The 19,312-nt window shown below is 41.5% G+C and carries 20 protein-coding genes and 1 tRNA gene; 1 reads left to right on the forward strand and 20 read right to left on the reverse strand.

The genetic code is table 11. The features are described from left to right. Position 1 precedes the first annotated feature (1 nt). The 9 genes from VOI17_RS00445 to VOI17_RS00485 all read right to left on the reverse strand — a co-directional run bounded on the left by VOI17_RS00445 (position 2) and on the right by VOI17_RS00485 (position 9,575). The gene (locus VOI17_RS00445) at positions 2 to 1,513 is read right to left on the reverse strand and encodes an NADH-quinone oxidoreductase subunit N (RefSeq protein ID WP_323755265.1); all 1,512 of its coding nucleotides are present in this window, start codon (positions 1,511 to 1,513) and stop codon (positions 2 to 4) included. Further along, positions 1,510 to 3,225, reverse strand: coding sequence for an NADH-quinone oxidoreductase subunit M (locus VOI17_RS00450; RefSeq protein ID WP_323755266.1), 1,716 nt, complete (start codon positions 3,223 to 3,225; stop codon positions 1,510 to 1,512). Before VOI17_RS00450 ends, VOI17_RS00445 begins: the two co-directional genes overlap by 4 nt. Positions 3,226 to 3,229: 4 nt before the next feature. Continuing rightward, on the reverse strand, positions 3,230 to 5,368 hold the full coding sequence (gene nuoL, locus VOI17_RS00455; protein ID WP_323755267.1) for an NADH-quinone oxidoreductase subunit L: 2,139 nt from the start codon (positions 5,366 to 5,368) through the stop codon (positions 3,230 to 3,232). After that, the gene (gene nuoK / locus VOI17_RS00460; RefSeq protein ID WP_323755268.1) at positions 5,365 to 5,667 is read right to left on the reverse strand and encodes an NADH-quinone oxidoreductase subunit NuoK; all 303 of its coding nucleotides are present in this window, start codon (positions 5,665 to 5,667) and stop codon (positions 5,365 to 5,367) included. Before nuoK ends, nuoL begins: the two co-directional genes overlap by 4 nt. Beyond that, positions 5,657 to 6,184 (reverse strand): NADH-quinone oxidoreductase subunit J, encoded by a 528-nt coding sequence (locus VOI17_RS00465; protein WP_323755269.1) that lies wholly within the window; start codon positions 6,182 to 6,184, stop codon positions 5,657 to 5,659. The genes nuoK and VOI17_RS00465 overlap by 11 nt, the downstream gene beginning before the upstream one ends. 3 nt (positions 6,185 to 6,187) lie before the next feature. After that, a complete protein-coding gene (locus VOI17_RS00470) occupies positions 6,188 to 7,219 on the reverse strand; it encodes a 4Fe-4S dicluster domain-containing protein (protein ID WP_323755270.1) in 1,032 nt (343 codons plus the stop codon). Beyond that, a complete protein-coding gene (locus tag VOI17_RS00475) occupies positions 7,216 to 8,313 on the reverse strand; it encodes a complex I subunit 1 family protein (protein WP_323755271.1) in 1,098 nt (365 codons plus the stop codon). Before VOI17_RS00475 ends, VOI17_RS00470 begins: the two co-directional genes overlap by 4 nt. Positions 8,314 to 8,444: 131 nt before the next feature. Then, positions 8,445 to 9,254 carry a glutamate racemase gene (gene murI, locus VOI17_RS00480; RefSeq protein ID WP_323755272.1) on the reverse strand — a complete coding sequence of 270 codons (810 nt, stop codon included), beginning with the start codon at positions 9,252 to 9,254 and terminating at the stop codon, positions 8,445 to 8,447. A gap of 248 nt (positions 9,255 to 9,502) precedes the next feature. Next, positions 9,503 to 9,575 (reverse strand) — tRNA-Lys (locus tag VOI17_RS00485). A 72-nt stretch (positions 9,576 to 9,647) separates the two neighbouring features. Between VOI17_RS00485 and VOI17_RS00490 the strand changes: the two genes are divergently transcribed. After that, positions 9,648 to 10,385, forward strand: coding sequence for a hypothetical protein (locus VOI17_RS00490; RefSeq protein ID WP_323755273.1), 738 nt, complete (start codon positions 9,648 to 9,650; stop codon positions 10,383 to 10,385). Positions 10,386 to 10,440: 55 nt separating this feature from the next. Here the strand turns inward: VOI17_RS00490 and VOI17_RS00495 are convergent, their stop codons facing one another. The 11 genes from VOI17_RS00495 to VOI17_RS00545 form a co-directional block, all read right to left on the reverse strand. After that, the gene (locus VOI17_RS00495; protein WP_323755274.1) at positions 10,441 to 11,658 is read right to left on the reverse strand and encodes an NADH-quinone oxidoreductase subunit D; all 1,218 of its coding nucleotides are present in this window, start codon (positions 11,656 to 11,658) and stop codon (positions 10,441 to 10,443) included. After that, positions 11,659 to 12,144, reverse strand: a complete 486-nt coding sequence (locus VOI17_RS00500; protein ID WP_323755275.1) for an NADH-quinone oxidoreductase subunit C — start codon at positions 12,142 to 12,144, stop codon at positions 11,659 to 11,661. It abuts the gene before it with no gap. Then, positions 12,141 to 12,668 (reverse strand): NADH-quinone oxidoreductase subunit NuoB, encoded by a 528-nt coding sequence (nuoB, locus tag VOI17_RS00505; protein ID WP_323755276.1) that lies wholly within the window; start codon positions 12,666 to 12,668, stop codon positions 12,141 to 12,143. Before nuoB ends, VOI17_RS00500 begins: the two co-directional genes overlap by 4 nt. Further along, positions 12,668 to 13,135, reverse strand: a complete 468-nt coding sequence (locus tag VOI17_RS00510) for an NADH-quinone oxidoreductase subunit A (protein ID WP_323755277.1) — start codon at positions 13,133 to 13,135, stop codon at positions 12,668 to 12,670. The genes nuoB and VOI17_RS00510 overlap by 1 nt, the downstream gene beginning before the upstream one ends. A gap of 6 nt (positions 13,136 to 13,141) precedes the next feature. Next, complete coding sequence (locus tag VOI17_RS00515) at positions 13,142 to 13,771, reverse strand: LON peptidase substrate-binding domain-containing protein (protein ID WP_323755278.1); 630 nt, start codon at positions 13,769 to 13,771, stop codon at positions 13,142 to 13,144. 50 nt (positions 13,772 to 13,821) lie between these two features. Then, complete coding sequence (gene icd, locus VOI17_RS00520) at positions 13,822 to 15,048, reverse strand: NADP-dependent isocitrate dehydrogenase (RefSeq protein WP_323755279.1); 1,227 nt, start codon at positions 15,046 to 15,048, stop codon at positions 13,822 to 13,824. Positions 15,049 to 15,171: 123 nt separating this feature from the next. Further along, a complete protein-coding gene (gene panB, locus VOI17_RS00525; RefSeq protein ID WP_323755280.1) occupies positions 15,172 to 15,990 on the reverse strand; it encodes a 3-methyl-2-oxobutanoate hydroxymethyltransferase in 819 nt (272 codons plus the stop codon). Between the two features lie 76 nt (positions 15,991 to 16,066). After that, positions 16,067 to 16,900 (reverse strand): mechanosensitive ion channel family protein, encoded by an 834-nt coding sequence (locus VOI17_RS00530; protein WP_323755281.1) that lies wholly within the window; start codon positions 16,898 to 16,900, stop codon positions 16,067 to 16,069. Positions 16,901 to 16,965: 65 nt separating this feature from the next. Beyond that, positions 16,966 to 17,469 carry a phosphoribosyltransferase family protein gene (locus VOI17_RS00535; RefSeq protein WP_323755282.1) on the reverse strand — a complete coding sequence of 168 codons (504 nt, stop codon included), beginning with the start codon at positions 17,467 to 17,469 and terminating at the stop codon, positions 16,966 to 16,968. Between the two features lie 10 nt (positions 17,470 to 17,479). After that, positions 17,480 to 17,962 (reverse strand): Lrp/AsnC family transcriptional regulator, encoded by a 483-nt coding sequence (locus tag VOI17_RS00540; RefSeq protein WP_323755283.1) that lies wholly within the window; start codon positions 17,960 to 17,962, stop codon positions 17,480 to 17,482. Between the two features lie 85 nt (positions 17,963 to 18,047). After that, entirely contained in the window at positions 18,048 to 19,250 is a 1,203-nt protein-coding gene (locus tag VOI17_RS00545) for a tol-pal system protein YbgF (protein ID WP_323755284.1), read from the reverse strand. Positions 19,251 to 19,312 lie beyond the last annotated feature (62 nt).

Genomic DNA, 19,312 nt, shown 5'->3' on the forward strand with positions numbered 1-19,312 from the left:
TTCAAGGGGCAAAGTTAATACTATTCAAAACGTTCAACAACCAATCTGATTTAAAGAATAACAACAACAGGGGCAAGACTAAAATAGTGCCCAAGATTTTGTCAGTCAAATTTCCTGATACTGGGATCTCAACTTCTTCTCTACCCTTAAAAAACATGTAATAAGGTATTTTTAGATAGAAAAAGAGCGAAACCGCGGTGTTCAACAAGCCGAAAATAAAGACCCAAATTAAAATGTTCGAACCCATAATTTGCCAAGATTCCCACAGGCTTGAGAAAATATAGAGCTTGGCATTAAAACCAGCCATAGGCGGAAGACCTGTCAGCGAGATCATTACAATGAGTAGCAATACGCCCAAATAAGGCAGTTTTGTTCCCATTCCTCTCAATGAATTGAAGGACGTTTGCCCTTCTTTATTTTCGAAGACTTGAATAAGGAAGAAAGCCCCAAAATTCATTAAGAGATAAATACTTCCGTAGAATAAGGCAGAAGTTGCACCGCTTTCAGAAAAAGCCAAAACCCCAACCAAAAGGAAACCCGCGTGGGCAATGGAAGAATAAGCCAACATTCGTTTGACATCCTTTTGCCATAAGGCGGAAAAATTACCCACCGTCATGCTGGCAATGGCAATAATACCTAACCACAATTGCCAATCAACTAATGCTAAATCAAGGCTTGCTACAAAGCGGAATAAAATAGCCAAGGCCGCCAATTTCGGTAGCGAAGAGAATATGGCCACAATAGGTGTTGGGCTGGCCTCGTATACATCGGGTGACCAAATATGAAAAGGGAAAGCGCCCAATTTGAAAACGAAACCACCAATAGTCATGATCAACGCCAATGAAAGCGGAAACACAGCCACTCGAGAAATCCCTTCTGCAAAGGCTATTGAAGTAAAATCTAATGTGCCAGTAAAACCATACAGCCAGCTCATCCCGTAAATCATTACGGCAGAAGCCACTGCGCCAAACAGCAAATACTTCATGGCTGCTTCAGAATTTCTTTTGCTTTTAAAAAGCCCCGTGAGCACATAAGAACAAATAGAAACCAGTTCGATGGCCACATACACCATTAAAAAATTAATGGACATGGTCATCAAGAATGTGCCCAAAACCAAACCGAAGAACAGCAGAAGCATTTCGCTTGATTTAAAGAATTGCTCCTTTTTCTTAGAACGAAGCATCATTACTAAACCGATCAATCCACCAATACTGAAAAGTGCTTTTAAGTAAACGGCTGCTCCATCCAGACGAATCATTCCGCCCATAAGCGTTCTACCATCCCCAACATTTCCCCAACCAGAAAAGAGTAAAGCCAAGGTGAAGGCCATTCCTACAAAGGCAATCGCAGCCAAGCCAACAGACTTATTTTCTTTGAAAATTAGATCGTAAATAAGCAGAAGCACTGCGGTGATGACCAAAGTGATTTCTGGTGCTAACCAAGCAATATCAGCCGAAATGCCTTGAATTTGCTCCTTCAGCCCGAGTGCCATATTGGATTGCAGCAACATCATTCAACCGAAAGGATTAAGAGTTGTGTGAAACCTTCCACTGAATTATTAATGAGATCGAGCAGGGTTGCTGGGTAAATACCAAACCAAATGATCAGGATTACCAACGGAATCAGCATCACATATTCTCTGGCATTCAAATCTACCAAAGTCTCTCTCCATGCCTTGTCCTTTACCCAGAACTTACCAAAGAACATTCGCTGGAGTGTCCATAAATAATAGCCTGCGCCCAATACTAAACCTAAAGTAGCCACCACTGGCATCCAATATGGAATGGCACCAATTACAGTTGAAGATTTGAAGGCTCCGATAAACACCATAAGTTCGGCAATAAAGCCCGAGAAGCCTGGCAAGCCTAATGAGGCAAAGAAAGCGATGGTAATGAGAATGGTAAATTTAGGCATTTTAGAAGCCAAACCTCCATAGTTTTCGATTCCACGGTCATGCGTTCGATCGTATAAAACGCCCACCAAAAGGAAGAGCATACTTGATATTAATCCATGACTGAACATTTGATAAATAGCGCCAGTGACCCCCTCCACTGTCATAGCGGCTAAGCCAAGTAGCACAAAGCCCATGTGAGAAACAGAGCTGTAAGCGATCAATCGCTTTAAATCTTTTTGCGCCAAAGCGTTCATGGCGCCATATAAAATGGAGAACAAGCCAAAAAAGCCAATGAGCCAAGCATAGTGAAAAGCGCTATCCGGGAAGAAACTAAAAGCCGTTCGGATGATTCCGTAACCTCCAATTTTCAAGAGGATGCCTGCCAGCACTACCGAAACTGCGGTTGGTGCTTCTACGTGTGCATCGGGTAACCAAGTGTGGAAAGGGAAAGCTGGCAGCTTAATCGCAAAACCGATCAACAAAGCTAAAAACGCCATCCATCGGGCAGATTGGCCGAAAATTTCGCCATAACTATTTTTACCCAAAAATGAATCAGGCAAGTAATTGGCATCATCCGCCATTGAAATCATGTTAAACGACTTCACAATATTTTCACTTTCTATTTGACCCGATTGCACCGCAAACTGAATATTACTGATCACCTCTGGAGAAGCCTCAGAAACATTTTCAATCACTCCCGCTTCCATGCCGGTTTTTACTGGGTCATAAACCGAATTGTAAAGACCAATCATAACGATCAGGATCAGGATGGAACCGACTAGGGTATAAAGAAAGAATTTAATGGCAGCGTATTCTCTTCTCGGTCCGCCCCAAATTCCGATAAGGAAATACATGGGCAAAAGCATAAATTCAAAAAAGAGGTAGAAAAGGAAGAAATCGAGGGCAACAAAACAACCTAAAACCGAAGTCGAAAGCAGTAAGTACAATCCAAAATAGCCCTTCTGTTTTTGCTTAATTCCAAAGGAAGAAATAGCGCCAATAAAAAGCACAATAGCCGCTAGGAGCAGTAAAGACAGATTTAATCCATCGACACCTACAAAATAATCGACAGAGAATTTACCGAGGGAACCCAGTTCAACCGAAAACCATTTGGCTTTATCCACCAGCTGAAGCTGATCTTCGGAATTGGTAAGACCTTCTACTGAAGCATCGAAACTAGTAACTGCCAATACGGATAGTACAAGCGTAACACCCAATGCGCCAAGAGCCACCCATTTGAAACTACTGGTTTTAGACTGTGGTAAAAACAAAACCACAAGTGCGCCAAGCAGCGGGGTAAATATGATATAGGTTAAAAGATTTTCTATCATTTCACTAAAATAGAAGCCAGATTAACATGAGAATTAAAAAGGCCAAAGCAGCCATAATATATGCTTGTACATTGCCAGACTGCACCGAACGCGTCAGTTGCCCAACGCGCCCTGTGGTATAAGTCGTCAAATGTACGAATCCATCAATGATATTCCTGTCGAACCAAGCAATGAGGTGCGCAAACACCACCTGAAACTTGGCGATAAAGTTGATGAACCCATCTAAAATCACGCGGTCGAACCAAGCAATGCGCCTCGCCTTCCAAATTATAAATTTCAATATAACTTTTTCGTAAAGCGCATTCTGATACCAGTGGTAAAATGAAATCTGACCAACTAAACCAATTGGTTCGCGCTTTTCTGCAAAAGAAGCCGAAAACTTTGCTCCTGGTTTGAATAAGAAATAGGCAATAACTAGCCCCGACAATGCCAAACCAATTGAAATAACTACCACCTGGGAATGCAAATTCTCGAACCACTCATGAGGCAAATCCATCAGGTTGAATGCCGCATAACTTTCGGGCACCAAGAAAATTGGATCTTGAATTAATTGATAAAACCATGTGTTTTCTGCCTTCATGGTAAAGCCAAAGATTATGCTCAGAGAGCCAATGGCCAATAGCACCATTGGCAACTTCAAGAAAACATTTCCTTCCTGTAAAGGCTTTAGGGTAGCACTCGCTGGAATAAGTTTAGGTAACCTGAAATCGCCAGTGAATACCAAGAAGATCATTCTGAAGGTGTAGAAAGCAGTGATCAATACCGTAGCAAATGCCAGTACTTCAATAAAATAGAAGCCTCCACCCTTTTCGTCAATCCACACCGCAGTGTTCAATAAAATGGCATCTTTGGAAAGGAAGCCAGAAAAACCTGGTAAACCCGCCAAGGCCAATGCACAAATCATAAAGCAGATGAAGGTGACTGGCATGTACTTCCGAAGTCCACCCATCACGCGCATGTCTTGCGGATCGAAATTGACATCCTTGCCCTCAAGCTGATGCAGTTGGTGAATGATGGTTCCAGCACTTAAGAAAAGTCCAGCCTTAAACATGGCGTGTGTTACCAAATGAAAAAGTCCAGCCGTATAAGCGCCCACTCCCATGGCCAAAACCATATAGCCCAATTGTGAAATGGTGCTGTAGGCCAAAACCTTTTTAATGTCGAATTGTGAGAAAGCTGCAACGGCAGCCATGAAAGCAGTAATGGCACCAACAACGGCCACAACTTCCAAGGCCTGAGCATCTAAAATCACAAAGATTCGTGCGATCATAAACACACCAGCCGCCACCATGGTAGCCGCATGAATCAAAGCAGAAACTGGCGTTGGGCCTTCCATCGCATCGGGAAGCCAGACTTGTAATGGGAATTGAGCAGATTTACCTACAGCCCCACAAAACAACGCAATTCCTGCTGCACTGAGCCATCGGCCATCGAGGCTATTTCTGACCAGTTCACCATTTTTAAAGTATTCTGCTACCCAATTTTCGTCTTCAATACTGCTGAGTACCGTCAATGATTTTATGCCTTCTAAATCGAAAGTTTGAAATTGCGAATAGAGAATCATCAAACCAGTGATGAAACCTAAATCACCAATGCGGTTCATGATAAAGGCTTTGTTAGCTGCCAGAGACGCTGATTTCTTTTCGAACCAAAAACCAATAAGCAGGAACGAAGACAAGCCCACCAGTTCCCAAAAAATGAAAATGAAGAGCAAATCGTAAAAGAGAATAATGCCCAACATGGAGAAGGTAAACAGCCCAAGCAAACCAAAATAGCGGGATTTGTTCTCATCATGGCGCATGTATTCCATAGAAAAGAAATGCACCAATACTGAAATAAAATTAACCACCACCAGCATAATCAGCGCCAGTTGGTCGATCAGGAAAGAATAGGTGAGTTGCGTATCGCCAATGCTGAACCAATTGCCGCGAATGGATACTCCCGTAGTATCCCAGTATTGGGAAGCTAGATAAATGGAAATCGAAAGGTTAATTCCCAATAACAGCGTGGCCCAGACAGGCGCTATTTTCTTTAGAAAGGTGGTTGTGAAAAACGACAGTAACGGAATGGCCATCAAAGCGATGATCCAGTAGATCAAAGGATTAAATTCCGTGGTCGATATGATGTCGTTCAAATCAATCATCCTTTCAGTTCATTGATTTTATCCAGATTGGCCGTTTGGAAATGTTGATAGACTTTGATCACAATCGCCAAGGCTACTGCGGCTTCGGCAGCGGCCACGGTAATCACGAAAAGCGCAAAGACCTGGCCTTGCAACTCTACTGCATCAAAACGACTAAAAGCAACTAAGTTTAAGTTGGCAGCATTCAGCATAAGTTCGATTCCAATCAAGACGGCAATGGCATTTTTGCGGGTAACCACAACGGCCAAACCGATACAGAACAAGGCAGCGCCCAAAAGCAAAATGGTATTAAGCGGCATCGACTCCCTCCTCTCTTGTATTTCCTGCAATGCGCACAGCGCCAATTAAAGCCAGTAAAAGTAAAATACCAATGACTTCGAAAACCAGTACATAATCGGTCATGATTTTCATTCCTAAATCTCGAACACTAGAAGGTGCTGAAGGCGCATTTTTCATCCAGCCAATATTGGCGAAATCGGCCATACCAATGGCTTTGGCCAAAATATAAAACAGCCCAGCGGAGATCAAAATTCCAAAAAACTTATTGTACACCTCTGTCTCCACTTTGGCTTGTGACAAGCGATTGGTGAGCATAATGCCAAATACCATCAATATGAGGATGCCCCCTACATAGACTAAAATTTGGGTGATGGCCACAAATTCAGCACCGAGTAAAACGAAAATGCCTGCCATTCCAATAAAGGTCGCGATCAGCGCAAATGCCGAATACAGAATATTCTTCGACAAGAGAATAAACAATGCCGACAGACCCGTAAGTCCTAAAAACGCATAAAATATGATGTTCTCTATTGGCATCCGTTAATCGTTTGTCTCATTTTCATCTTCATCATCCTTTTTCTTCGGCTGGATTTTTGGCCGCATTATCGGGCGAGGTTTTGGCTTGGCTTCTTCCGAAGAACCTTCCTCCTCTTTCTTTCTCACATGAATTTTAGGTCGAATGACCACACGCTGCACAGGCTTTTCTTCTGAAGTCTCCACTTTTGGTGCCGCAGGAATTTTCGGCTTCATCGGGATTTTCGGTCTTGCAGCATTCGGAACGCCTTCTGCTTTAGTTTCTTCCTTTGGCTCCTCTGTTTTCTTGGCCTGAATTTTCGGTTTCATCACCACTTTTGGCCTTACTGACTTAGGCGCATCATCCGATTTTTCTTCAGTAGAAGTAGCTGCTGTTTTCGGTTTCATTGCTTTCGGCCTAAAAACTGGCTTTGCACCCGCAGGTTTTGCATCCGTTTCAGTGGCAGGTTTGCTTTTGGCAAAGGCCGCCATTTTCTCTTTCTCTTCTTCCTTCTTTTTGTTGAATTCTTCTAAGGCCTGTCTTTTTTCAATGATTTCCAGCGGTGTCATTTCGCCAAATACAAAGTTATGCTCTGCGAAATCGAAAGCGCTGAAATCGTATTCCTTGGTCATGGTCAGGCATTCCGTAGGGCAAACAGTAGTACACAAACCACAGAAGCAGCATTTCGCCATATCGATATCAAACTTGGCGGCATGAATCCGTTTTGGGGTGCCATCGGATGTTTTTCCAATCTCTTCTACTGCCCTCACTGGCTCAATGTCAATACAGTCTACTGGGCAAATTTTAGCGCACTTGTCACAGACAATACAGTCTTCAATTTCATTGTGAAGCTTATAGCGCCCATTGTCTGGCACAGGAATAATTTCTTTAGGGTATTGTGTGGCAAAAATTCCGTTCTGTTTCTCGAAGTAATTTTCATCGTCCACATACAATGGATCGCGCTGAGTAGTAGCATCCTTCATATGCTCAAAAGTAACCTTGAGCCCTTCTTTCAGGGTTTTTGTAGCAATGGCGATATTTTTCCAGTACTTACTCATATCATCAGCAATCTCCACAAAGCACTCACCAAAACCAAAATTATAGCGCCCGGAGTCAGGTATTTCCAGCTCAAATTCATGAGCTGATCTAGCCTTAATCTAGGGTAGGTCCAACGAATCCAAATCTGCAAACCAACGGTAAGCAAAGCTTTCGACACCAACCAAAATGCACCCCATAAATGCCCTGCAATCGTACCCGGTTCACCACTGGTCCAATCGGCCAAAGCTACCGAACCAATGTTGGGTAGTGGAGTATTCCAACCACCCCAAAACAGTATCGCTCCTAAAAATGAAATCAAGAGCATCATGCCATATTCTGAGAGCATGATCATGGCCCATCTGAAGCCTGAATATTCTACATGGAAACCAGCGACCAATTCCGATTCTGCAATCGGAATATCAAATGGAGCACGGTTGGCTTCGGCCAAAGAGGCAATGAAAAAGATCAGATAAGCCAAGAAGAAAAATGGAATTCTGAATATGTTCCAAGTCAGGAAGCCGCCAATGTTGGTGGTTTCAATTCCCAAAGCCTTAATGCCGAAAAGGAAGTTCTGAGCATTCGGGTCGATGGCATTGATAAATATCCCTTGCTGATAAACAATCTCTTGTAAGTTCAGCGACTGTGAAACCATGATGACGCAAACCACGGACAGTCCCAACGGGATTTCATAAGAAATAATTTGGGCCACAGAACGCATGGCACCCAGCAAGGCATATTTACTGTTAGAACCCCATCCTGCCATCAAAATACCAATCACATCTAGCGAAACGATGGCTAATAGGTAGAAAATTCCCGTTTCGATTTGAGAACCGCCAAAATCCGAAGTGAGTGGAAGCACGGCAAAACCAGCAAATACCGAAGTAAAAATAATGAGTGGAGCTACTTTGAAGATCCTTTTATCGGCTGCTAAGGGAACGATATCTTCTTTTTGAAGCAGTTTGAGCAAATCGGCCACGGTTTGAAGTAAACCATAAGGGCCTGTTTCCATTGGGCCATACCTGTCCTGAATGAATGCAGAGATTTTTCTTTCCGCATACACCGCAAAAATGGTATAGATGAGCACAAAATTTAAAAAGAATAAAAATGCGTACACGATCCGAATTTCCCTTGTTCACTGCAAAGAAAGTATATAATTCGTTAACTCGTAAAGTAAAGTCTACAAGTTGTGTAGGATAAAGTGTGTCAGTTTGAAACGAAAGTAACTCAAAGGAGTATTTAGCCCAGTTACTCCCACAAAACGTGTTTCTCCAATTTAATTTCTTCTTGAAAGAAGAGTTCGGCAGCGGCCTGAAAAGAAGGAGTAAAATCAGAAACTAAGAACCTGTTCTTTCCTGAACGCTCAGTGGCAAGTAAATCGCTTTCCAGAAGCATAGTTTGCAAAGCATGAGCAACTATGGTGGAAGAATCAATCACTTCGATTTTATCCTGGAAAAATGCCGACACCTGTTTTTTGATCAAAGGATAATGTGTGCAGCCTAAAATCAATGCTTCGATACCTTCAAGTTCTTCCCTTCCTAAGTACTGATTGATGATTTGCTCTGAAATATCATTTTTGTAAAAGCCCTCTTCGATCATGGGCACCAAAAGCGGGGTTGCTAAGGCTCCAAAATTGATCTTCGGGTTTTCGTTTTTTAGTTTTCGTTCATAAACGCCAGAACCCACCGTCTGCTTTGTACCTATCAAACCAATGTTTGCATCAGTACTGTATTTTTCAGCCACATAAGCCACCACAGGGTCGATAACATTAAGCACTTGAGCCTTGCTGCCCACATAAGCTTTAACAAGCTCATAAGCGGCCGCAGAAGCCGAATTACAGGCGATCAAAATCACCTTACAGCCTTGCTGCAATAATACATCGCAAATTTTGACAGAATAGGCCTGAATGGTAGCCGCAGATTTATCACCATAAGGTAAATGAGCACTGTCACCAAAATAGATGAGTTGCTCATTCGGAAGCAGGTTTTTTACCGCATGCGCTACGGTAAGGCCTCCCATTCCGCTATCAAAAATTCCTATGGGTTGATTTTTTGTCATGTATAACTGCTAAGGTATTTGTTTCGAATAAAAACTTAACGCAGCAGCACTAAATTATTATTGGCTTTTCAGAATGAGCGAATCCGTGCATTTATTTTTTTACCTGCCGTTAAATAATGTGAAAGGCGAGTAGACTGCCGTTTGACCTTAGTATCTTTATGGATGCTAAATCATGGAAAAAACACGAGTGTGAAGCAAAAAAGTAGAGGCATAAAAAAAGTCTCAACTTTCGCTGAGACTTTGGAAAGTGATCTGGCTGGGGCTCGAACCCAGGACCCTCTCCTTAAAAGGGAGATGCTCTACCAACTGAGCTACCAAATCAAAATGTTTTTCTTGTTGTATTAAGGACGTTTTCCTTAATTGCGACTGCAAAGGTAAGAGGTAAATAATTAAATGCAAGAACGAAATTTTAAAATTCTGATATTCATTTTTCTGGGACTTTTATGCATCCAAGAACCCTCTTATTCTCAAGGGGTTACAAATGACTTAAAAAGTGCAGATTCTTTGTTTCAAAAGAAACTATATACGCAATCACTCACGCTCTACGAAAGAATAGCACGCGAAGAACAGGTAGCATCACCTGCAATGCTCTTAAAGATGGCATTTGTATACGAAAGTTTGGAGGATTTAGGGAATGCACTTTACACTTTGAACAACTATTACAAACTCACTTCGGATAAAAAAGTGCTGGTCAAAATGAATGAAATGGCGCAGCAAAATAATCTGGAAGGTTATGACACAAATGACTTCAACCTCTTTTTAAAGTTCTTCGATGAAAACCGAAATTACTTTGTGTTGGTGTCTATTGCACTGGGCGTTCTTATTCTCAGCATGATTTTAAAAAGGAAGAAAAAGCTAGAGGAAAAATCGGCTGGGCTGACCATAGGCTTGGTATTCACCCTTCTGCTTGCCGTCTATTTGCTTAATTTTTCGCAATTGGCTACCAAAGGAATTATCACTTCGGCCAATGCTTATTTAATGAGCGGCCCTTCGGCTGGTGCCGATTTAATCGAAATCACTGGAGAAGGCCACAAAGTAGAAATTGTGGGTCAGAAAGACATTTGGGTAGAAATCAAATGGAAAAACACCAGGGCTTATATCAGGGAAAACAACCTTAAAGAATTGCCTTAGGGGAATAAATCATCCTTGCAAATTTAAAACTGCACTTTAAATTTGCAAGGATCGTCTAGCGATCTACTTCTCCCAAAACAATATCAATTGAACCGATTACGGCAACCAAATCTGAGATCAAACCGCCCTTGGCGAGTTCGTTGATAATGGAGAGGTTCACGAAACTTGCACCCCGTGCCTTGCAACGGAAAGGCACATCAGACCTTCCATCGGCACGGAAGAAAAAGCCAGTTTCACCTTTTGGATTTTCGGCTCGAATGTAGAAATCTTGTGCTTTAGGTCTGATTTTCTTTGGCGCTAAGGCTCGCGGATCGAAATCACGGGTTCTCTTGTGCTCAGTCTTCAGTTTTTCTAAGCATTGCTCAATAATCTTTATCGACTCGTAACACTCTTGCACACGCACCCAAGTCCGGTCCCAACAATCACCTAAGGTTCCTGCTTCGCCCTTGCCTACTGGGATATCAAAATCTATTTCAGGATAAACTGAATAGCCATCCACTTTTCGCAGATCATACTTTAAACCAGAACCACGCAGCATTGGGCCAGTGATGCCATAGTTAATCGCTAAATCAACAGGTAAAACACCCACATTGGCAGTTCTGTCAATGAATATTTTATTGTCAATAACTACCCTTTCTAGCTCCTTAATTTTAGGTTTTAAATAGGTAGTGAACTCAAGGCATCTTTCTTCGAAACCTACGGGCAAATCGTAAAACAAGCCACCTACCCAAATGTAATTGTAGAGCATACGCGCACCAGAAGCCCATTCCAATAAGCGAACAATATGCTCTCTGTCTCGGGTCATCCAGAAAAATGCGGTAACGGCTCCAATGTCCATTCCGTAAGAGCCCAGCGCAATAAAGTGAGAGGCCAATCGGTTCAGTTCCGCCACCAAAACCCGGATATATTCTACCCGTTTTGGAATAATTTTATCGATGCCCAACATGCGCTCAACGCCCATGGCATAAGCATGTTCTGTATTCATAGCGGCCAAATAATCCATTCGATCCACAAAAGGAATCACTTGATTATATGGAAGATTTTCAGCGTGTTTTTCGAAGCAGCGGTGCAAATAACCCAAGTGCGGAACCACTTCAATGACCTCTTCACCTTTGGCCAAAACCTCTAAACGAAGTACCCCGTGGGTGGAAGGGTGTTGCGGACCAATATTGATAATCATCTCCTCTCTTTTCAAATCTTCAGACTTGAATTTTTGAGGAGCCGACTTGCGCAAATTCTCCTTATCGAAGATATATTGTACCTGATTCGCCACTTAATATTCTACTTTAATTCCGCGATAGTATTCTTGTTCTTGGTAGTCTTTTCTGAGCGGGAAACCGTCCCAATCTGCTGGCATTAAAATCCTTCTCAAATCCGGATGATTATTGAAATGGATTCCGTACATATCGTACACTTCTCTCTCTTGCCAATCGGCCGTTTTCCATAAACTACAAAGCGAATCGATCACAGGTTTCTCCCTTGACAATTCTACCTTCATCATCAAATGGTGATCGTAAGGAATGGAATAGAGGTTATAGATCATTTCCATTGTATTTGATTCTGGGCCGTTGTCTAGGCCAGTAATACAGGAAAGAGAATCGAAATAAAGTTGATCGTCTTTCTGAAGGAAACCCATTACCTCCACCAAGTTTTCAGCATTAATAATAATGGCTTTTGGTGAGGCATTCTCATCCGTAGAAAGAATGATTTCTTCTCCTAAACTAGTTTTAATATTGCTTACGATTTGCTCGAAATTCATGCGACTTTAGCTTTCTCTTCCAACAACTTTTCAATGGCTTTTGGCGCCACAATAGTTTCTCGTCTTATTTTTTCTTGAAGCTTAAGCAAACCACCAATCAAAGCTTCTGGCCTTGGTGGGCAACCCGGCACATAAACATCAACAGGAATTATTCTATCCACACCTTTTACCACGTGGTAGCCGTGTTCCCAATAAGGGCCTCCACAATTTGAACAAGAGCCCATGGATACCACATAACGCGGTTCGGCCATTTGCTCATAAAGTCTTCTTACACGGTCGGCCATTTTGAAGGTTACGGTACCCGCCACAATCATTACATCAGCTTGGCGCGGACTAGCAAAAGGCACAATACCGAATCGATCTAAATCATAGGGCGTGGATTGAGCACCCATAAATTCAATGGCACAGCAAGCCGTCCCGAAAGCCATAGGCCACATGGAAGACAGTCGTGCCCAGTTGATGAGGTCATCCAATTTTGAAATGACAATTCCACCCTTTTGTATGTTTCGATCTAAAAGCCCCATTAGTCTTTATACTTTTGATATGCTTCTGTAGGTATTGGCGATTTGAAATCGGAAACTCGGTTGACAGGTTTTACCCAATCCAAATAACCTTTTCGCCATGCATAGGCCAAACCTAAAGCCAATATAAAGATGAAGATGAACATTTCTGTAATCGCAAACCAAGCCCAGGCATAATCAGTACCTTGAATCAATTCCTTGTCGCCAAAAATGACAGCCCACGGAAATAGATAGATAATTTCCACTTCGAAAAGAAGGAAAATAATGGCTACAATATAAAACTTGATATTGAACTGACCCCAAGCGCTACCGATGGTTTCTTCACCTGATTCGTAGGTTGTGAGTTTTTCGTAATTGGGTTTTTTAGGACGAACAATACTCGCCACCAAAAGCCCCACCGACACGAAGGTGATGGCACCCAAAATAAAAATCAATACCGTTCCGAATTCTGTAAGGTTAGGCTCTATCATTCTAGTTTAAAACTTCAATGGGTCGATATGCTGGAAATGACCATTCAACTGAATTCGTTCCTTGGCGCGCTCCATTTCTTTCACAAAAGGAATGGCACGTTCCATATGGCTGATCAAATATTCGTATCGCTGCGACTGGTTTTCCATCTGCAACATATCGTATTCTTGTTCCAAAGATAAGCCCAATTTATGAGCCAGTTGATATTCCTCGGTCAAATCCGCAACATTGAGTTTGTGATCCATTCTAAGCAACTCAATCAATTGTTTAGCTAATTCCTTCAAACGAGACCATTGCGCAGCTTCACCATCTTTATTGTTCTCAATAAAAGTAACCTTGCCACCAGCGTAGAGTTTTCCCTCCAGCATTTCTTGAAAAGTAACCAGTTCAAAAACCCGTGTACAACGCGCCACAATGTCCATTTCTCCATTGGGGTAAGTTTTGACCACCTTCTCAACGATCATTTCAGAGCCAAACTCCATAATACCTGTATCGAAAACAGGGATCCCAAAACTTTTACCTACGGCCACACATTCACTGATTAGCTGTTTATAGCGAGGTTCAAAAACGTGAAGGTTGAGTTTTTCGTCAGGAAAAACGACAAGTTTTAAGGGGAAAAAGGGGAGAAATTCTTCCATTACTGAATGGGTTGGTATGAAAAACAAAAGCCCCTTTCGGGGCATTTTGTTTACATATTCGTTATAATTTCATCTCCAAATTCAGAGCATTTAAGGAGTGTTGCTCCGTCCATCAGTCGCTCGAAATCGTAGGTTACACGTTTTTTAGCAATTGATGCTTCAAGTCCTTTGTAGATCAAGTTAGCAGCTTCTTGCCAGCCAAAATACTCTAACATCATAGCACCAGAAAGAATTACTGAACCTGGGTTCACCTTGTCTTGACCAGCATATTTTGGAGCAGTACCATGAGTAGCTTCAAAAATTGCAGTTCCTGTCAGGTAGTTAATGTTTGCCCCAGGAGCAATGCCAATACCACCAACAATGGCAGCCAAAGCATCAGAAACATAATCACCATTCAGGTTCAATGTTGCGATGACAGAATACTCAGCTGGCCTTAAAAGAATTTGTTGAAGGAAAGCATCAGCAATCACATCTTTAATGATCACTTTGTGTCCATCCTTCTCAATGATTTGCCAAGGGCCACCTTGGTAATCTTTGGCTCCGTAGGCATTTTTAGCCAATTCGTAGCCCCAAGTTTTGAAAGCACCTTCAGTATATTTCATGATGTTACCTTTGTGCACAAGGGTAACTGAATCTCTTTTTTGCTCGAAAGCATAATCGATGGCACTTTTCACCAAACGATGTGTTCCTTCTTCTGAAACTGGTTTTAAACCATAACCTGAAGACTCTGGAAATCTAACTTTCGCGAATTTTTTAGGGAAGTTTGACTTTAAAAAGTCATTCATTTTCTTAGCATCATCAGTTCCCTGTTCGAACTCGATACCCGCGTAAATATCTTCCGTGTTTTCTCTAAAAATCACCATGTCGCAAAGACCTGGCTCCTTTACTGGAGAAGGTGTTCCTTCGAACCATCTTACCGGGCGAACACAGGCGTATAAATCCAATTCCTGACGAAGGGCAACATTCAATGAACGAATTCCGCCTCCTACTGGAGTGGTCAATGGACCTTTAATCCCTACTAAATATTCTCTAAAAGCATCTAACGTGGCAGCTGGCATCCACTCACCTGTTGCGTTAAAGGCCTTTTCTCCAGCCAATACTTCTTTCCAGGCTATACTTTTTTCACCATTGTAGGCTTTCTCAACAGCGCTATCCAATACTTTTTGGGCTGCTGGCCAAATATCTACACCAATGCCATCTCCTTCAATAAATGGAACTATAGGGTTGTTGGGTACATTTAGAACCCCGTTACTAATGGTTATTTTTTGTTCGCTCATTTCGTTAAACGGTTATGTGATTCGTAATTCGAATTAATAGTGCTAAGGTAAGAAATTATCTAGGTTGAAAGTTCCTCAACTTGGACTTTACCTACGATTTCTAAACCTCTGTATTAAGCTGCTTCAATAGCTTTCTTTCTCGTTGGGGAAGTCTTTAGCTTTTACATCTTTAACATAGTTTGTCACCGCGTTTTTAATAGTGGTTCCCAAATCGGCATATTGCCTTAAAAAGCGTGGTTTAAACTCCGTAGTTATGCCCAGCATATCGTGAATTACCAAAACCTGACCGTCAACATGTGGCCCAGCACCAATACCGATGGTTGGAATATTAATTTCCTCCGAAACACGTTTGGCGAGTTCAGCAGGGATTTTTTCTAGCACGATTGCATAGCAACCACAAGCCTCTAAGAGCTTTGCGTCTTCAATGAGCTTATCGGCTTCGTCTTCTTCCTTTGCCCTTACGGAGTAAGTCCCAAATTTATAAATGGACTGAGGCGTTAAGCCCAAATGCCCCATCACCGGCACACCAGCACTTAAAATTCTGGTCACTGACTCTTTGATTTCGGCTCCTCCCTCCATCTTCACACTGTGCGCACCAGACTCTTTCATTATTCTGATGGCAGAACGTAAAGCTTCAGAGCTGTTTCCTTGGTACGAACCAAAGGGAATATCTACGGCTACAAAAGCGCGCTTGACCGCCCTCACCACTGAACTGGCATGATAAATCATTTGATCGAGTGTGATAGGCAAAGTGGTTTCGTGCCCAGCCATTACATTAGAGGCTGAATCACCCACAAGAATTATATCTATACCCGCTTCATCCACCAAAGAGGCCATTGAATAATCATAAGCCGTTAGCATGGAGATCTTCTCACCACGGTCTTTCATGGCTTGAAGCTGGTGCGTGGTAATTTTCTTTATTTCCGATTTGTGTATTGACATGTCGATAAAATTAAAGGGGTAAATATAAACATTTACCCCTTCTTGTTTTGTAAAGAATAGCGATGGCTACTTACAGTTATTTTTCATTGAAGATGTGTACATCTCTTTGTGGGAAAGGAATTGAAATTCCTTCGGCATCAAATGCTTTTTTCACTTTCTCAATCATGTCCCAGTTCACGTTCCAATATTCTGGAGTTTCTACCCAAGCACGTACCGTAATGTCTACACTGCTGTCCCCAAGATTACCTACCCTTACCATTGGTGCTGGCTCTTGTAAAAATCGGCTATCGCTTTCAATAATTCTAAGGATAATGCCTTTGGCTTTTTCGAAATCATCTCCATAACCAATCCCAAAAACTTTGTCCCATCTACGATTTTCCTCCATAGAAAAGTTAACAATATTGGCTCCCGCCACTTTCCCGTTTGGAAGAAAAATAGTTTTATTGTCAGGTGTTTTCAAAACAGTATTCATAATTGAAACACCATTTACTGCGCCCCCTGTACCATCTATTTCTACATAATCACCTGCCTTAAAAGGCTTCAGCGTTAAGACCAATATTCCGCCAGCAAAATTGGCCAAACTGCCTTGAAGGGCTAAACCAATAGCCAAACCAGCCGCACCAAAAACAGCTAAAAAGCTTGCGGTTTCAATTCCAATTTGATCAATAACTGCAAAAAGCAAAACAGCATATAAACCAACTTTAACCACTCCTACAAGGGTAGGAATTAATATCGGATCGGTTTCTCTTTTAATGAGTGCTTTATGAGCAAGCTTTACAAGTCGTTTGATAATCCAAACTCCAACTATTAAGGTTATTAATGCCCCCAACACTTGTAGGCCATAGCTTACCACATAACCAACTAAAAGATCCCATACACCTTCTACACTTTCTTGTAAATCAGATTCCATTATATTTTTTATTAATCGTTTAAGGTTTAATTCGTCTGGTATTAGGCTAGCCCTAATAATAAAAATCAATACAAATGTGCGGAAAAATCAGAGTCCGTCAAATTCACTTGTATGTGCTCTTGAATGGTGGTGGCCAATTCTAGGCCTTTATAATCTACCGAAATTGGAAAGCGTTTGTGACTTCTGTTTACCAATACCGCAGTTTGTATTTTTTTTGCCCCCATTTTCAAGAAGGGATCAAGGGCATAGATCATGGTTCTCCCTGAATTCATCACATCATCAACAAGTACCATGGTAAACTGCTCAATTTTGGGAAAGTCCGAAAACTCTACCTGAGGCTGAACTGGTGCGTCTTTTTCTACATTTAATGCTGCTATGTGCACCTTAATTGATGAAATTGCCTCAATTTCTCTTTTCAATATTGAAGAAATTTTCTGCCCATTTTCTGCCACTCCTACTAAAACAATCTCATTGAGCTCATGATTCTGCTCATAGATTTCGTAGGCCATTCGCCTGATTTTTTGTTCAATCTGGCTTTTATCTAGAATCTGCTTTTTCTTTTTCAACATAAACTTCTGCCTACACCCCAGCGGATAGTGGCATTACTTTGCTATCCTTAAAAGTAGAGAGTATGACCATAGACTGCAAGTTATCTACCACAGATATGTCACTCACTTTCTCCAACATTAGTTTTTGATAGGCCGAAATATCAGCAGCAATCACTTTTAACACAAAATCGCCAGAGCCAGTCACGTGATGACACTCGATTACCTCATCTATTTTGTTAATCTCTTCTAAGAAAATATCAATATTTCCTCTGTTATGCCCTTTGAGTGTAGCATACACAAAAGTGCTCACCCCAAGGCCAATCTTATCTGTATCAAGCTTTGCATGATAGCTTTTGATGATTCCTGAAACTTCTAATTTCTTTACACGCTCTAAGGTTGGCGCTGGAGATAGCCCTATTTCTTTCGAAAGTTGAGCATTAGTGATTTTTGCATTTGACTGAAGAATCTCTAAGATTTTTCTGTCAATTTTATCAAGTTTGATATTCTGACCCATCTTTAAGTTTTTGACGAAATAATATTCTGTATACTAAGCATTTATTAAAATAAAAACAATATGAAATTACTGAAACGGAGTACTTTCAACGTTTATTCTTCTTAATTTCTTTTTCTAATTCTCTAGCCTTTTTATTTGTGTCTTCCCTACGCTTGGTGTTGTCTCTTATCTTATCGAGCATCGGTGAAGCCTCATCGTAGCGCTGTTCTTGAACGTAATATTCTGAGAGGTGAAGTAACGAATAGATGTAATATCCAGATTCTTCAAGTTCTAATGAGTTTGAATAGGCAATGGTCTGGAGATAATAATCTTCTGCTTTATTCCATTCGTTCCTTTTCCTATTAATATCAGCTAAGAAAAAACTGGCATACCTTCCGCTCATTTCCTCATAACCAACAGCCCCAGCCTTGATTCTGTTCATAATTTCCAGCGAGACTTTCTCAGCACCTTGAAATTGCCCAGTAGTGTATAACATTTGAGCATAAAAGCGATGAAAATATGGGTTATTTGGGTATTGTTCATTCATGTATTCTGCCCACCTCAAGGCATCAGAAGTTTCGTTAAGCTCAAATGCTTTAATTTTCATTAAAAAGTAAATAGCTTCTACTCTGGTATAAAATGCATTGGTAGCCACTGTCTGCATTTGCTCCACCCCAAGTTTTTTATCTCCTTTAGGGAAGAAAAACAAAACAGGCCTCAGAAGAGGGTATTCTTCCCTAATCCAAATCGAGTAATAATTAAAAAGGGCATCGCCAAAGAGGATTTCTGGGCTAAAGCTTTCGTTGCCGTGTGTTCTTTCCAAATACTTCAGCGCCAACCTTCCTGTGTTGGTTGCTCGCCCCCAATTCTTTTTTTCAGAATGATATCGGCCTTGAAAGCCATAAGAGCCCGCCAAGAAGAAATTAGCCTCAATATTATCCTTATCAATGTCTATCATGGCCTCTGCCTTTGTAATGGCGGTATCCATGTAGGCTAAAAACTCCTCCCCTAACGGAGATTCTTTTTCCAAATTGGGCATCATTTGCCACCAAGTACTGATACCATATAAAAAGTAACCAAGGGGGTGTTCCGGAAAGTTGTACTTTATCCAATTGAATTCAACTTCTGCTTTACGAAAATCGAAGTTGTACATGTAGTCAACTGCATCTGAAATCTCTTTTTGAAGATTCATGTTGAGCAAAAGATACTTGGCAGTATCGCCCAAAACCTTGTCCTTCTGTACCTGTGCGTTCACCACATTAGGCACGAATAAAAACAGCACAAATACCCCAATAATTACCTTCTTCAAACCCTTCAATTGATTTATGTGCAACAGAGGTGCAAAAGTACTGCCACACAGCCGATTCACAA

The organism is Roseivirga sp. (genome assembly GCF_034669765.1).
In the GTDB taxonomy this organism is placed as follows: Bacteria; Bacteroidota; Bacteroidia; order Cytophagales; family Cyclobacteriaceae; genus Roseivirga.

Bases quoted from the DNA above. Each gene is read 5' to 3' on its own strand.
- VOI17_RS00445 (WP_323755265.1), bottom strand. From the start codon at position 1,513: ATGATGTTGCTGCAATCCAATATGGCACTCGGGCTGAAGGAGCAAATT.
- VOI17_RS00450 (WP_323755266.1), bottom strand. From the start codon at position 3,225: ATGATAGAAAATCTTTTAACCTATATCATATTTACCCCGCTGCTTGGC.
- nuoL (WP_323755267.1), bottom strand. From the start codon at position 5,368: ATGATTGATTTGAACGACATCATATCGACCACGGAATTTAATCCTTTG.
- nuoK (WP_323755268.1), bottom strand. From the start codon at position 5,667: ATGCCGCTTAATACCATTTTGCTTTTGGGCGCTGCCTTGTTCTGTATC.
- VOI17_RS00465 (WP_323755269.1), bottom strand. From the start codon at position 6,184: ATGCCAATAGAGAACATCATATTTTATGCGTTTTTAGGACTTACGGGT.
- VOI17_RS00470 (WP_323755270.1), bottom strand. From the start codon at position 7,219: ATGAGTAAGTACTGGAAAAATATCGCCATTGCTACAAAAACCCTGAAA.
- murI (WP_323755272.1), bottom strand. From the start codon at position 9,254: ATGACAAAAAATCAACCCATAGGAATTTTTGATAGCGGAATGGGAGGC.
- VOI17_RS00490 (WP_323755273.1), top strand. From the start codon at position 9,648: ATGCAAGAACGAAATTTTAAAATTCTGATATTCATTTTTCTGGGACTT.
- VOI17_RS00500 (WP_323755275.1), bottom strand. From the start codon at position 12,144: ATGAATTTCGAGCAAATCGTAAGCAATATTAAAACTAGTTTAGGAGAA.
- nuoB (WP_323755276.1), bottom strand. From the start codon at position 12,668: ATGGGGCTTTTAGATCGAAACATACAAAAGGGTGGAATTGTCATTTCA.
- VOI17_RS00510 (WP_323755277.1), bottom strand. From the start codon at position 13,135: ATGATAGAGCCTAACCTTACAGAATTCGGAACGGTATTGATTTTTATT.
- VOI17_RS00515 (WP_323755278.1), bottom strand. From the start codon at position 13,771: ATGGAAGAATTTCTCCCCTTTTTCCCCTTAAAACTTGTCGTTTTTCCT.
- icd (WP_323755279.1), bottom strand. From the start codon at position 15,048: ATGAGCGAACAAAAAATAACCATTAGTAACGGGGTTCTAAATGTACCC.
- panB (WP_323755280.1), bottom strand. From the start codon at position 15,990: ATGTCAATACACAAATCGGAAATAAAGAAAATTACCACGCACCAGCTT.
- VOI17_RS00530 (WP_323755281.1), bottom strand. From the start codon at position 16,900: ATGGAATCTGATTTACAAGAAAGTGTAGAAGGTGTATGGGATCTTTTA.
- VOI17_RS00535 (WP_323755282.1), bottom strand. From the start codon at position 17,469: ATGTTGAAAAAGAAAAAGCAGATTCTAGATAAAAGCCAGATTGAACAA.
- VOI17_RS00540 (WP_323755283.1), bottom strand. From the start codon at position 17,962: ATGGGTCAGAATATCAAACTTGATAAAATTGACAGAAAAATCTTAGAG.